The following is a 13,126-nucleotide window of genomic DNA, read 5'->3' as shown; positions in this document are numbered from 1 at the left end:
TGGTATGACCGCCGCGCCCAGGTGGCCGGTCTTATTGGTGTTGCAGGTTCTCCAGCGCCGGCGAGGCGAGGTCGGCGTGGCCGGACAGCCGCAGGCTCAGCTCCAGGTCGGCCAGCAGGCAGCGCAGCACGTGCCGTACGCCGGCCTCCCCCGCGAGCGCCAGCCCGTACGCGTACGGGCGGGCCAGGAGTACCGCCTTCGCGCCCAGGGCCAGGGCCTTGACCACGTCCGCGCCCGTACGGATGCCGCTGTCGAACAGCACGTCGATCTGGTCGCCGACCGCGTGCGTGATCGCGGGCAGAGCGTCGAGCGAGGCGACCGCGCCATCCACCTGGCGCCCGCCGTGGTTGGACACGACGATCCCGTCCATGCCCGCGTCGACCGCGCGGCGGGCGTCGTCGGTGTCCTGGATGCCCTTCAGCGCGATCGGTCCGTCCCAGTGCTCACGCAGGAACGCCAGGTCGTCCCAGGTCAGGGTCGGGTTCCCGAACAAGGACGCCCAGTGCAGGATCGGGTTGTCGCCGGCGTTCGCGGAGAAGACCGGGTCGGCGAAGTAGTTCTGGTTGCCCAGGCCGCGCAGGAAGGGGAGGTAGGCGTTGTCCAGGTCGTGCGGCCGCCACGCGAGCATGAACGTGTCGAGGGTGACGACGAGGGCGGAGTAGCCCGCCGTCTTGGCCCGGTCGAGGAAGCTGACCGCCAGGTCACGGTCGTTCGGCCAGTAGAGCTGGTACCAGCGCGGGCCGCCGACCTCCGCGACCTCTTCCATCGTGTGCGACGCCGCCGTGCTCAGCACCATGGTCACGCCCATCGACTCCGCGGCCCTGGCCACCGCGAGCTCGCCCTCGGGGTGAAGCTGGCGCAACACGCCGACCGGCCCGAGCAGCACGGGTACGGACAGCGTCTGCCCCAGCACGGTCGCCGACAGGTCACAGCCGCTCGAACCCCGCAGCATCCGCGGAACCAGCCGCCATCGCCGGAACGCCTCCCGGTTCGCCCGTGCCGTGTCCCCCGTACCGGCCGATCCCGCGACATAGTCGTACGCCTCGCGGGAGAGCTTCTCCCTGGCGAGAGGCTCGAGCCGGGTCAGGTCGGTGGGCAGCGGAGGAACGACACCGCTCAGGCCGTTGAGATAAATCTCGTTCTGGAAGTCGGCGTACATGCGGTACTCCCCAGTTCATAGACGGACCCGTGCGACATCTTCCATCATCGGTCCGCGGCACGCCGACGCCCACGGTGCAACCTGTCGTATCGACCCGTCACAATGACAGTTATGGCACGACGCGGTACGCAGACCCCTCCCCCGCCGGATTTCGAAGAGAACATCGTCGATGTCGACGTCTCCGAAGAGATGCGGGGCAGCTATCTCGAGTACGCCTACTCGGTCATCTACCAGCGGGCGCTCCCTGACGCGCGCGACGGGCTCAAACCCGTGCAGCGCCGCATCCTCTACTCGATGAACGAGATGGGGCTGCGCCCCGACCGCGGCCACGTCAAGTGCGCCCGCGTCGTCGGTGAGGTCATGGGAAAGCTGCACCCCCACGGTGACTCCGCCATCTACGACGCGCTCGTACGCCTGGCGCAGCCGTGGTCGATGCGGATGCGGCTCGTCGACGGGCACGGCAACTTCGGCTCGCTCGGCGGCGACGACTCGCCCGCGGCGATGCGCTACACCGAGGCCCGCATGTCCCGCGAGGCCGCGCTGCTGGTGGCGAGCATCGACGAGGAGACCGTCGACTTCCGCCCCAACTACGACGGCCAGGAGCTGGAGCCCGAGGTCCTGCCCTCGGCCTTCCCCAACCTGCTGGTCAACGGCGGGTCCGGCATCGCGGTCGGCATGGCGACCAACATGGCGCCGCACAACCTCAGCGAGGTGATCGCGGCGGCGCGGCACCTGATCAAGCACCCCGACGCGACCCTCGACGACCTCATGCGCTTCGTGCCCGGCCCCGACCTGCCGACCGGCGGCAAGATCGTGGGCCTGGAGGGCATCCGCGACGCGTACGAGAGCGGGCGCGGCACGTTCCGCACCCGCGCCACCGCCCACATCGAGAACGTCACGCCCCGCCGCAAGGGCATCGTCGTCACCGAACTCCCGTACTCCGTCGGCCCCGAGCGCGTGGTCGCGAAGATCAAGGACTTCGTCAACGCGAAGAAGATCTCCGGCATCTCGGACCTGAAGGACCTCACCGACCGGCAGCAGGGCCTGCGCCTGGTCATCGAGATCAAGAACGGCTTCAACCCCGAGGCGGTGCTGGAGGAGCTCTACCGGCTCACGCCGATGGAGGAGACGTTCGGCATCAACAACGTCGCGCTGGTCGACGGCCAGCCGCGCACGCTGGGCCTGCGCGACCTGCTCCAGGTCTACGTCGACCACCGCATCGAGGTCGTACGCCGCCGCAGCCTGTTCCGCCGCAAGAAGCGCGAGGACCGGCTCCACCTGGTCGACGGTCTCGTCATCGCGCTGCTCAACATCGACGAGGTCATCCGCGTCATCCGCGAGAGCGACGACTCGGCCGCGGCCAAGACGCGGCTCATGGGCGCCTTCGAGCTGTCGGAGATCCAGGCGCAGTACATCCTCGACACTCCGCTGCGCCGGCTGACCAAGTTCGACCGGATCGAGCTGGAGAAGGAAAAGGAGAAGCTCACCCGGGAGATCGCCGAGCTGACCGCGATCCTGGACTCGGAACCGAAGCTGCGCGGGCTCGTCTCGTCCGAGCTCGCCGAGATCGCCAAGACGTACGGCACGCCGCGGCGCACCGTGCTCCTGGAGTCCTCCGGGCAGACCAAGACCGCGGTGGTGCCGCTGGAGGTGGCCGACGACCCGTGCCGCGTCCTGCTGTCCTCGACCGGCCTGCTCGCCCGTACGATGACCGCCGAGGCCCTGCCCGGCGAGGGCGACCGCACCGCCCACGACGTGATCGTCTCGACCGTGGCGGCGACCGTACGCGGCCAGATCGGCGCGGTGACGAGTGCCGGCCGGCTGATCCGGGTGGACGTCCTCGACCTGCCCGCGCTCCCGCCGTCGGCGGCGCCCCCGTCGCTCGCCGGCGGTGCGCCGATGAGCGAGTTCGTGGCGCTGGACAAGAACGAGACGGTGGTGGGCCTGGCCTCCCTCGACACCGGCGGCCTGACGATCGGCACCGAGCAGGGCGTGGTCAAACGGGTCGCCCCCGACTATCCGAAGAACGCCGACGAGTTCGAGGTGATCGGCCTCAAGGACGGCGACCGCGTCGTACGCGCACTGCACCTGGAGTCCGAGGACCTCGACCTGGTGTTCATCACCGGCGACGCGCAACTGCTCCGTTTCCCGGCCTCGAGCGTCCGCCCGCAGGGCCGCCCGGCGGGCGGGATGGCGGGCATCCGGCTGAGCCCGGGCGCCAAGGTGGTGTGGTTCGGCGCGCTGGACGGCTCCCTCGACTCCCGCGTGGTGACGATCGCGGGCAGTTCGACCGCCCTGCCCGGCACCCAGACCGGCGCCATCAAGATCGCGGACTACGCGGACTATCCGCCGAAGGGCCGCGCGACGGGCGGCGTGCGGGCCCATCGGTTCTTGAAGGGCGAGGACGTACTCCTGCTCGGCTGGGCCGGGCCGGCTCCGGTGAAGGCCTCCGGGATGACGGGAAAGCCCCTCGAACTGACCGCCGAACCGGGCCGGCGCGACGGCTCGGGAGAAAAGCTCCCGGCCCCGATCGCCGCCGTCGGTGGTCCGGTGGGCGGCAGCCCGGTCGAGCCGCCATCGGGCGAGACGACTGACGCGGAGGACGCGGAGCCGGAGGAGTAGCGGGTGTGCGGGCCGCCGTCGCGCCTGCTCATGTGAGGTGCGGCGGCAGCCTTCTCGTTGGCGCGCCGCGCTTGGTCGTGTCAGGTGCGGCGACGGCTTTCTCATCGCCGCGCCATACACTTTCTCCCCACGCCTGATCAGGTGAGATACGACGGCGGCTTTCCCCTCGGGGCGCTTTCCGCCTCGTCGGCGTGCGGCCGGCGCTCGCGAGCGTCGGCAAGGGCGGCCGCGATTCTGCGTCGCGGTGTGATTCGCGCGCGGTTCAGCGCCATTCGCGTTCCTCGTCGAACCGGCCTGCGCCGTGATGTCGCCGCGAATGGGCGTTGCGGGGCCTATCTCGGCCGGCCGGCGCGTTGCTCTTCCACCGTCCGCGTCGTCGACAGGCACCTGCGAGCGGCGCCTCGCCGTACTGTTCTCCGGCCCACCTCAATGGCAGGTCGTGCGCGTCACAACGGCACAGTTGGGCATCGTCGGGCTCGGTGCGGCGCCGGCGAAGATTGCCTGCGCGCTCGCCCTCGACGCGGACTCTGGCGGCTGCGATCCTTCGCCGTACCGCGCTCTCGGTCAGCGTCGTCCGTGGTCGCCGCGATATCCAGGCGCACCGCGTTGCTCGCGGCCGGTGCCGACTGTGGCACTGGTGTCCACGGGCTCCGTCAGGCCGGCCCTGGTGGAACGCGGCCTGCGCGGGGATCAGCGGTGGAGCGGCCGGTCTCCGTCGCGCTGGGCCGGGATCCTGGGCGGCTCGGCCATGGCCGCGATGGCCTCGAGCAGGTCGTCCGGGTTGCCGCCGGGCTCTTCGTAGTGCCAGAAGCGTACGATCCGCTCGGCGGGGACGGGAAGGCGGAACTCCCCGCTCGTGAGGCTGCCGGCCGCGCACAGACGACTGATGACGGGAGCGTCCTCGGGAAGCTCAGCGGCGTACGCCGCGGCGTGCAGTAGCGCGACGGCGCTACGGGCGTTCCGGCCTTCGTCGTGCTCGTCGGAACGGTTGAGTCGCCACCAGGCGTAACGGCGGAGGCATTCAGCGATCATGAAGGTCTTACGCACGCCGGTTCTCCTTGAGAAAGCAATCACATAGATCCATAACGCACAGTAGCCGAATGATCACTTCTTGTCATCGTCCGTCGCTCCGCGTCACGAGGGATCTAGGGAGTCCTTGCCTTCTCGCGGGTGGGTCATCGCTTCATCAACCCATAGGCGCAGAAGGGCGATCTTCGCGCCCGCTCGGCGCTCGGGTCCGCTCTCCGCAAAGCCGAGCCGCCGCCACTGTCCAGGCACTGCGGCTACGCCTCGGCGCCTTCCGGCCGGTGGTGCGCTATGACGGCTCTGTCGTCGTCTGGAGCCAGGCGGCCTGGCCCAGCGGCGCAGCCCGGAGGGGCTGAAGTTCTCGACGAGAGGCGCGGGCAGCGGGCAGCGGGCAGCGGGCAGCGGGCAGCGGGGGTTAGCCCAGCTCCGCCAAGCCCTTCCGGTACGCGTACGTCACGGCTTGGGCTCGGTCTCTCAAGCCTGCCTTGGCGAACAGGTTGTTGATGTGCGTCTTCACCGTCGCCTCGCTGATGAACAACTTCTGGGCGATCTCCGCGTTCGAGTTGCCCCCTGCGATCAGCGTCAGCACCTCGGCCTCACGCTGGGTCAGGCCGTCCGGCAGGTCGCCTCTACGCCGGCGGGACGGCGGGCCGCCCGTGGCCAGGGCGTCCACCAGCCGCCGCTGGACAGACGGATCCAGCTGGGCGTCTCCGCCCTGGACCGCGTCGATGGCTCTGGCGATCTCCTCGGCGCCCGCGTCCTTCGTCAGGTATCCCCGGGCGCCCGCCTGCAGCGCCGCGAAGACCGACTCGTCGTCACTGTACGTAGTGAGCACGACGATCTGCACCGACGGATGCTCGGCCTTGATACGCCGGGTCGCCTCGACGCCGTCCACGCGGGGCATGCGCAGGTCCATGAGGACGACGTCCGGGTTGTTCTCTCCGACCAGGCGTAGTGCCTCCTCGCCGTCCCCGGCCGAGCCCACCACCTCCAGGCCCGGCAGCAGCCCGAGCAGCAGCACCAGCCCGTCGCGTACGACGGTCTGGTCGTCCACCACCAGCACGCGTGTCACAGCGGCACCCTCAGCAGCACCCTGAACCCCTCTCCCGCGGGACCGGCCTCGAGCGTGCCGCCGATCAGCTCCGCACGCTCGCGCATCCCGACCAGACCGTATCCTCCGCCGCTCGTCGCGAGCGGGCCGGGTTCGCGCGTTCCACCCGTGTCCGTGACCTCGAGTTCGCACCACGAGTCCGTGTACCGGAGCGCGACCACGACCGCCGCGCCCGGGGCGTGCTTGCGGGCGTTCGTCAGGGCCTCCTGGGCCGTACGGATGACGGCGAGGCCGGCCTTGGCCGGCAGCTCACTCCGTACGCCCGTGATCGTCACCGCGCAGGAGGCGTCGGCCAGGAGACGGTGTTCTTCGGCGAGTTCGCGCAGGACCACGTCCATCGGCGGGATGTCGCCGCGCAGTGTGGCCAGCGCCCGCCGGGTCTCCTCCAGGCCGCTGCGGGCCAGGCCGCGGGCGCGTTCGACCCGGTCGAGGGCCTCGTCCGTACGGCCGCTCACCATCAGCAGCCGGGCGCCCTCCAGGTGGACGAGCTGGGCGGACAGCGAGTGCGCGAGGATGTCGTGGATCTCGCGGGCGATGCGTGAGCGCTCGGCCAGCACGAGGTTCTGCTGTTCGGTCTGCCTCGCCGCCTCGCGGGTACGGCCAGCGCGGATTCCGGTGAGCATGCCGAGCATGCCGACGATCGTCCACAGCTCCCCGGCCGGGCGGCCCTCGGCGAGGACGACGACGAGCATGCCGACGGTCGCCACGGCGGCGACCAGGCCGGATCGGAGCAGCGGCTGGGCCGCCCCGGCGAACCCCACACAGGCGAAGGCGATCGCGCTGCTCGGCCGGGAGGGCGCCACCGCGTACAGCAGAACGCCGAAACCGGTGCTGGCGAGGAAGGCCAGGTAGCCGTACGAGTGCCGGTGCAGCACCAGCCCGAGCAGGAAGCAGGCGACCGCCGCGAAGGACCCGGCGGTGAGCACGAGGTCGGCGCCCTCGACGCCGAACCGCGGACCGCCGGGATGGTCGCGCAGCATCGCGTACAGGAACCAGAGCGTCCCCACCACGAGGGCGCCGCTCCTGACGAGCGGGCCGTTCCTCATCAGCCGCTCGGTCGAGCACCACGCCGAAGTGACCGGCCGGAGCAGGCCGCGCAGCTCAGTCATCACTGTTGCACGCTAACCCGGCCCGGGAGCTCGCGGCACCGCCAGGCGATCACCGCGTTCTGGGCGAGCAGCCAGGCCGCGACGGAGATCAGTGCCGTTCCGCTGCCCGGCCGGACCCCCGCGGCGTAGCCGAGGCCGAACAGTCCGCCGCGTACGGCCACGGACGCGAGGAACACCCCGAAGGTCGCCCAGTTCCCCTGGCTCCACCGGGAGCCGTCGGGATCCTGCCACACCCGCATCGTCGCGCCGAGTCCGAGCCCGAGGAGCAGGGCCGCCACGACCTCGGCCGTGAGCAGGCCCGCGCTGAGTGCCACGTGACGCGCGTCGAGCGTGCTCCCCTGGGCGAGCCCGACGACCACGAGGACGGCGGGTATCACCAGGACCTTCCGCTCGTCGACGCGGCGCCGCCGGAAGCGGCGCACGATCACGAGGACGACGACGGCGAGGATGATCAGTGCGTTGAGTGCCTCATGCATGACCAGAACACTAGGAACGGCCGGGCGCGTGGGGATCGGCGCGCGGATGGAGCTTGTCCCCGTCCACCCGCGGGTGGACGGGGACGCTCAGATGTCGATGCGGGAGTCGTCCAGCTCGGCGGCGCCACCGGCGATGAACTCCCGGCGCGGCCCGACGTCGGACCCCATCAGCAGGTTGAAGATGCCCTCGGCGTCGGCCGCGTCCTCGATGCGGATGCGGCGCAGCATGCGGTGGCGCGGGTCCATCGTGGTCTCCGCGAGCTGGTCGGCGTCCATCTCACCGAGGCCCTTGTAGCGCTGGATGGGCTCCTTCCAGCGAACCCCGCGCCGCTCGAACTCCACGAGCTTCTTGCGCAGCTCGGCGTCGGAGTAGGTGTAGATGTGCTTGTCCTGGCCCTTTTTCGGGTTGGTCAGCTCGATGCGGTGCAGCGGCGGCACCGCGGAGAAGACCCGGCCGGCGTCGAGCATCGGCCGCATGTAGCGGTAGAGCAGGGTGAGCAGCAGGGTGCGGATGTGCGCGCCGTCGACGTCGGCGTCGGCCATCAAGATGATGCGGCCATAGCGCGCGGCGTCGATGTCGAACGTGCGGCCCGAACCCGCGCCGAGCACCTGGATGATCGAGGCGCACTCGACGTTTTTCAGCACGTCGGCGACGGAGGCCTTCTGCACGTTGAGGATCTTGCCGCGGATCGGCAGCAGGGCCTGGAACTCGGAGTCGCGGGCCAGCTTGGCGGTGCCGAGCGCGGAGTCGCCCTCGACGATGAACAGCTCGCTGCGGTCGTCGGCGGTGCGGCAGTCGACCAGCTTGGCCGGCAGCGCGGAGTTTTCGAGCGCGCTCTTGCGGCGCTGGTTCTCCCGCTGCTGACGTGCGGCGATACGCGCCTTCGAGGCCGAGACGACTTTTTCGAGCACGGCCCGCAGCTGCTGCTTCTGACCGCGCTTGGGGTTGTCGAACGCGTCCTTGAGCTCGCGCCCGACCACCTGGGAGACGATCCGGGTGGCCGCCGAGGTGCCCAGGACCTCCTTGGTCTGCCCCTCGAACTGCGGCTCGGGCAGACGGACCGTCACGACGGCGGTGAGACCCTCGAGGATGTCGTCCTTGATGACCGGGTCGTCGCCGTTCTTCAGCAGCTTGGTGGCGCGGAGCTGGTCGTTGAGCACCTTGACCATGGCCCGGTCGAAGCCGGCGACGTGCGTGCCGTGCTTGGGCGTGGCGATCACGTTGACGAACGACTTGGTCATCGTGTCGTAGCCGGCGCCCCAGCGCAGGGCGACGTCGACGTCGATGTCGCGCTCGACGTCGGTCGGCGTGAGGTGGCCCTGGTCGTCCAGGACCGGCACGGTCTCGGTGAAGTGCCCGCGGCCCTGCAGCCGCAGCACGTCGGAGACCGGCTGGTCGGAGGCGAGGTGGTCACAGAACTCGCTGATGCCGCCGTCGAAGCGGAACTCGTGCTCGACGACCTCCTCGCCGCGCTCGTCCCGTACGGCGATGGTGAGGCCGGGTACGAGGAAGGCGGTCTGTCGCATGCGGTCGACGACGGTGTCGCCGCCGATCTCGGCCTCTTTGAGGAAGATCTGGCGGTCGGGCCAGAAGCGCACGCGCGTGCCGGTGATGCGCTTGGCGACCCGCTTGATCTCGCGGAGCCCGGTGCGCTTAGCGGGCTTCTTGGTGAACTTCGCGCCCGGACCCTCGTCGGCGAACTCGCCGGGCAGCCCGCGCTTGAAGCTCATCGCGTGCGTGTGCCCGTCGCGGTCGACCTCGACGTCGAGGCGTACGGACAGGGCGTTGACCACCGAGGCGCCGACGCCGTGCAGGCCGCCGGACGCGGTGTAGGAGATGCCGCCGAACTTGCCGCCCGCGTGCAGCCGTGTCATCACGAGCTCGACGCCGGTCAGGCCGGTCTTGGGCTCGGCGTCGACCGGGATGCCGCGCCCGTCGTCGCCGACCTCCATCGAGCCGTCCGCGTGCAGGGCGACCTCGATGCGCGTGCAGTGTCCGCCCAGGGCCTCATCGACGGAGTTGTCGATGATCTCCCATAGACAGTGCATGAGGCCGCGGCTGTCGGTCGACCCGATGTACATTCCGGGCCGTTTGCGTACGGCCTCCAGTCCTTCGAGCACCGACAAGTGCCGCGCGGTGTAACCGTGCGGATCCTCGGCGGTGATAGTGGCGGCGGTCAACGGCTTGGCTCCTCGGGGGTAGGACGTGCGGCAGCAGGCTACCCGGCAGGGCCGACAGTAGCCGACCGGCGCGCCGTTGTGCCTGCTCCACCCTGGGTTGCAGATTGCGGAAATCCACCGGTTGTCGGTGGCTTCGTGCGTTATGCCCCCCTATGGTCCTGCCATGTCCAACACGATTGTCGCCAGTGACCTGCGAAAGCGCTACGGCGACGTGACCGCCGTGGACGGCGTCTCACTGAGCGTCGATGACGGCGAGTTCTTCGGCATTCTCGGCCCGAACGGCGCCGGAAAGACCACGACCCTAGAGATCATCGAGGGTCTCCGCCAGGCCGACGGGGGTGAGATCTCCCTGTTCGGGCAGTCTCCCTGGCCGCGCAACCCCGCGCTGCTTCCCAGGATCGGCGTCCAGCTCCAGGCCACGGCCTTCTTCGAGCGGCTCACCGCACGTGAGCAGTTGCGGACCTTCGGGTCCCTGTACGGGGTTCCGGGCCGCAAGGCCGACTCGATGCTGGAGACGGTCGGTCTGACCGACAAGGCCGACACACAGGTCGAGAAGCTCTCCGGCGGCCAGGCACAGCGGCTGTCGATCGCCTGCGCGCTCGTCCACGAGCCGGAGCTGGTCTTCCTGGACGAGCCCACCGCCGCGCTGGACCCGCAGGCGCGCCGCAACCTGTGGGACGTGCTGCGCGCGATCAACACCGACGGCCGCACGATCGTGTTGACCACGCACTACATGGAGGAGGCGGAGATCCTCTGCGACCGTGTCGCGATCATGGATCGCGGCCGGATCCTGCGGAGCGGGCCGCCCGCGGTGCTCGTACGCGACCTGCACGCGGCCGCACGCGTCAGCGTGGCCAGCGGCGTGATCAGCGTGGACGACGCGCGTACGCTCCCGGGCGCGGACGACGTGACCGACGACGAGGTCTCCCTCACCGTCGCCACCCAGGACGCCCCGAAGGTGGTCAAGGCGCTGGCGGACCGCGGCGCCCTCGAAGGCGTCCAGATCAAGGGCGCGACGCTCGAGGACGTCTTCCTCGACCTCACCGGACGGGAGTACCGGGCATGAACGGTTTCCAGAGTCTGGCCCGCGCGATGTTCCTCGGCTTCCGCCGCGACCGGACCGCGCTCTTCTTCACGATCGCGCTCCCGCTGCTGTTCCTGCTGGTCATCGGCGGCATCTTCGCCAAGCAGTCCACGCCGAGGTCGGAGGTCCTGGAGATCGGCCCGGTCGCGGTCCTGGACCAGATGCCCTCGGACATGCGGGCCGGCTTCGAGAAGTCGCTGAAGATCACCAAGATCACCGACCGGGGCTCCGCGCTGGAGAAGGTACGGAAGGGCGACTACGCCGCCGCCCTGGAGCAGAGCGGCGACCAGGTCGTCATCCACTACTCCGCCGCCGACCAGGTGAAGTCGGGCACCGCCGAGAGCCAGGTGGAGGGGCTCGTCCAGGCCGCCAACCAGGCCGCGTCGGGCCGTCCGCCGAAGTATCGCCTGCAGGCCCAGCCGGTCGAGGACCGGTCCCTGAAGGCGATTCAGTACATCACCCCGGGGCTGCTCGGCTGGGCGCTCGCCGCAGCGGGCATGTTCGGCGCGTCCACCACACTCGTGACATGGCGTACCAAAGGCGTCCTCCGCCGCCTGCGGCTGTCCCCCGTACCGATCCGTACGCTGTTCACCGCGCGGGTGACGGTCAGCCTGGGCGTCGCGCTCGTCCAGGCGGCGCTGTTCATCGGCATAGCGACGCTGCCGTTCTTCGGGCTGAAGCTCTCCCACTCGTGGTGGATGGTGATCCCGATGGTGGTCTCGGGGATGCTGGCGTTCCTCGCGATCGGCATGCTGATCGGGGCCTGGGCGAAGACCCAGGAGGCGGCGCAGGCGGTCACCCAGCTGGTCGTGCTGCCGATGGCCTTCCTCGGCGGGTCGTTCTTCCCCATCGACTCGGCCCCAAAGTGGCTGCGTGTCGTCACGGAGATCTTCCCTCTGCGCCACCTGAACGAGGGCATGCTGAAAGTGGTGGCCCGAGGGGCCGGACCGGCCGCCGTCCTGCCACAGATAGGGATCCTGCTGGGATTCGCCCTGGTCGCGACGATCATCGCGCTGCGCGTCTTCCGCTGGGAACAAATCTGAACATTGATCGCTAGGGTGACGTTTGTCACCTCAAGGGCTATTCCGCTCTCGGCGTACACAGAACCCGCATGGGAACGCTCACGTCCGGTTAGATGTTGTCCTAAGCGACCGACCCCGAGACGAGGAAGGCGACGTGACTGGAGCTCTTGCCCCAACCAAGCCGCTGACGGCCGCAGACCGCTGCGACCGCTGCGGTGCTCAGGCCTATGTCCGCGCGGTCCTCGCGGGCGGCGGCGAGTTGCTGTTCTGCGCCCACCACGGCCGCAAGTACGGTGAGCCCCTCCGTGCCGCCGGCGCAGAGATCCACGACGAAACCGACCGGCTGCTTGAGACCCCTGCCACCGCAGCTTCCGAGGAAGAGCGGTAGGCCAGGCGAGCCGAACCCATAACCCGAACGAGACGGCGGTCACCTCTAAGGTGGCCGTCGTCTCAGCTTTTCATCGTTTCCGGGGGGACCATGCTGATCCTGCTGCCGCCGTCGGAGAGCAAGGCGGCCGGTGGAGACGGGCCGCCGCTCGACCTGGCCGCGCTGAGCTTCCCCGGGCTCACCAAGACACGCTCGCGCGTCCTGACGGCTCTGGAGCGCCTGTGCGCGGGCCGCGAGGAACGCGCGCGGCAGGTTCTGGACCTGTCTCCGGGCCTGGTGGAGGAGATCGCCCGCGACCGTGAACTGCGGACCGCGCCCACGCTGCCGGCCGCACGGCTCTACACCGGCGTGCTGTACGACAACCTGGACCTCCCCACGCTGGACCCGGACCGTACGGCACGGTCCATCGTGATCTTCTCGGGCCTCTGGGGCGCCCTGAGGGTCGCGGACCGGGTTCCGGCATACAGACTTGCCATGGGGGTGAAACTGCCCCGCCTCGGCGCTCTGGCGGCCGTATGGCGGCCTGTCCTGACGAGTGCCCTGCCTTCGGACGGCCTCATCATCGACATGCGGTCGGCCCCGTACGCGGCGGCGTGGCGCCCGGAGGCGGTCAAGGTACGGGTCTTCCGCGAGCAGGACGGCAGGCGGACGGTGGTCAGCCACATGGCCAAGGCGACGCGCGGCGCGGTCGCTCGCGACCTGCTGCGCAACGCCGCGGACCCGGCGACGCCTGAGGAACTGGTCAAGACGCTGGTCGACCTCGGCTACGCCGCCGAGCTGAACGGCGCCCACGTCGACGTGATCGCCGACTGACGGCGGCCCCGGCCGCCCTTGCGGGCCCGAGCCGATGAGGGTGGGTGGCACCCGGCGGCCTCCACCGGTGTACGCCCTCCGGACCCAGGGCCGGGGCCCGCGGTCCGCCGGGCGGCAGAGGGCGGCGGCGCGGGA

11 protein-coding genes are annotated in these 13,126 nt (G+C 70.1%); 5 read left to right on the top strand and 6 right to left on the bottom strand.

Going from position 1 to position 13,126, the window contains the following annotated elements:
* Positions 1-31 precede the first annotated feature (31 nt).
* Positions 32-1,159: a lactate 2-monooxygenase gene (locus QWU11_RS42705; protein WP_290120302.1), complete on the bottom strand. Its 1,128-nt coding sequence runs from the start codon at positions 1,157-1,159 to the stop codon at positions 32-34.
* Between the two features lie 111 nt (positions 1,160-1,270).
* Here QWU11_RS42705 and QWU11_RS42700 point away from each other — a divergent pair, with 111 nt between their 5' ends.
* Positions 1,271-3,781, top strand: a complete 2,511-nt coding sequence (locus tag QWU11_RS42700; protein WP_290120301.1) for a DNA topoisomerase IV subunit A — start codon at positions 1,271-1,273, stop codon at positions 3,779-3,781.
* Between the two features lie 690 nt (positions 3,782-4,471).
* On the opposite strand, the gene QWU11_RS42695 is transcribed toward QWU11_RS42700, so the two are convergent.
* From QWU11_RS42695 to QWU11_RS42675, 5 genes are all read right to left on the bottom strand, one after another.
* A complete protein-coding gene (locus tag QWU11_RS42695) occupies positions 4,472-4,828 on the bottom strand; it encodes a hypothetical protein (RefSeq protein WP_290120300.1) in 357 nt (118 codons plus the stop codon).
* Between the two features lie 394 nt (positions 4,829-5,222).
* Positions 5,223-5,879 (bottom strand): response regulator transcription factor, encoded by a 657-nt coding sequence (locus QWU11_RS42690; protein ID WP_290120299.1) that lies wholly within the window; start codon positions 5,877-5,879, stop codon positions 5,223-5,225.
* Entirely contained in the window at positions 5,876-7,027 is a 1,152-nt protein-coding gene (locus QWU11_RS42685; protein ID WP_290120298.1) for a histidine kinase, read from the bottom strand. The genes QWU11_RS42690 and QWU11_RS42685 overlap by 4 nt, the downstream gene beginning before the upstream one ends.
* Positions 7,027-7,503, bottom strand: a complete 477-nt coding sequence (locus QWU11_RS42680) for a hypothetical protein (protein ID WP_290120297.1) — start codon at positions 7,501-7,503, stop codon at positions 7,027-7,029. The genes QWU11_RS42685 and QWU11_RS42680 overlap by 1 nt, the downstream gene beginning before the upstream one ends.
* Positions 7,504-7,590: 87 nt before the next feature.
* Entirely contained in the window at positions 7,591-9,684 is a 2,094-nt protein-coding gene (locus QWU11_RS42675; protein ID WP_290120296.1) for a DNA topoisomerase IV subunit B, read from the bottom strand.
* Positions 9,685-9,847: 163 nt separating this feature from the next.
* On the opposite strand from QWU11_RS42675, the gene QWU11_RS42670 reads away from it, so the two are divergent.
* The 4 genes from QWU11_RS42670 (at position 9,848) to QWU11_RS42655 (ending at position 12,991) form a co-directional block, all read left to right on the top strand.
* Positions 9,848-10,750, top strand: a complete 903-nt coding sequence (locus tag QWU11_RS42670; RefSeq protein ID WP_290120295.1) for an ABC transporter ATP-binding protein — start codon at positions 9,848-9,850, stop codon at positions 10,748-10,750.
* The gene (locus tag QWU11_RS42665) at positions 10,747-11,811 is read left to right on the top strand and encodes an ABC transporter permease (RefSeq protein WP_290120294.1); all 1,065 of its coding nucleotides are present in this window, start codon (positions 10,747-10,749) and stop codon (positions 11,809-11,811) included. The genes QWU11_RS42670 and QWU11_RS42665 overlap by 4 nt, the downstream gene beginning before the upstream one ends.
* Before the next feature lie 133 nt (positions 11,812-11,944).
* Positions 11,945-12,178: a hypothetical protein gene (locus tag QWU11_RS42660; RefSeq protein ID WP_290120293.1), complete on the top strand. Its 234-nt coding sequence runs from the start codon at positions 11,945-11,947 to the stop codon at positions 12,176-12,178.
* Between the two features lie 90 nt (positions 12,179-12,268).
* Positions 12,269-12,991: a peroxide stress protein YaaA gene (locus QWU11_RS42655; RefSeq protein WP_290120292.1), complete on the top strand. Its 723-nt coding sequence runs from the start codon at positions 12,269-12,271 to the stop codon at positions 12,989-12,991.
* The last annotated feature ends 135 nt before the right edge of the window (positions 12,992-13,126 follow it).

The organism is Actinomadura sp. DC4 (genome assembly GCF_030406325.1).
Classification (GTDB): Bacteria; Actinomycetota; Actinomycetes; order Streptosporangiales; family Streptosporangiaceae; genus Actinoallomurus.
The sequence above is the reverse complement of the archived record's forward strand: the minus strand, read 5'-3'. Positions and strand labels throughout refer to the sequence as shown.

Excerpts from the sequence above, each read along its gene's own strand:
- QWU11_RS42705 (WP_290120302.1), bottom strand. The coding sequence starts at position 1,159 with ATGTACGCCGACTTCCAGAACGAGATTTATCTCAACGGCCTGAGCGGT.
- QWU11_RS42700 (WP_290120301.1), top strand. The coding sequence starts at position 1,271 with ATGGCACGACGCGGTACGCAGACCCCTCCCCCGCCGGATTTCGAAGAG.
- QWU11_RS42665 (WP_290120294.1), top strand. The coding sequence starts at position 10,747 with ATGAACGGTTTCCAGAGTCTGGCCCGCGCGATGTTCCTCGGCTTCCGC.
- QWU11_RS42655 (WP_290120292.1), top strand. The coding sequence starts at position 12,269 with ATGCTGATCCTGCTGCCGCCGTCGGAGAGCAAGGCGGCCGGTGGAGAC.
- QWU11_RS42685 (WP_290120298.1), bottom strand. The coding sequence starts at position 7,027 with ATGACTGAGCTGCGCGGCCTGCTCCGGCCGGTCACTTCGGCGTGGTGC.
- QWU11_RS42670 (WP_290120295.1), top strand. The coding sequence starts at position 9,848 with ATGTCCAACACGATTGTCGCCAGTGACCTGCGAAAGCGCTACGGCGAC.
- QWU11_RS42680 (WP_290120297.1), bottom strand. The coding sequence starts at position 7,503 with ATGCATGAGGCACTCAACGCACTGATCATCCTCGCCGTCGTCGTCCTC.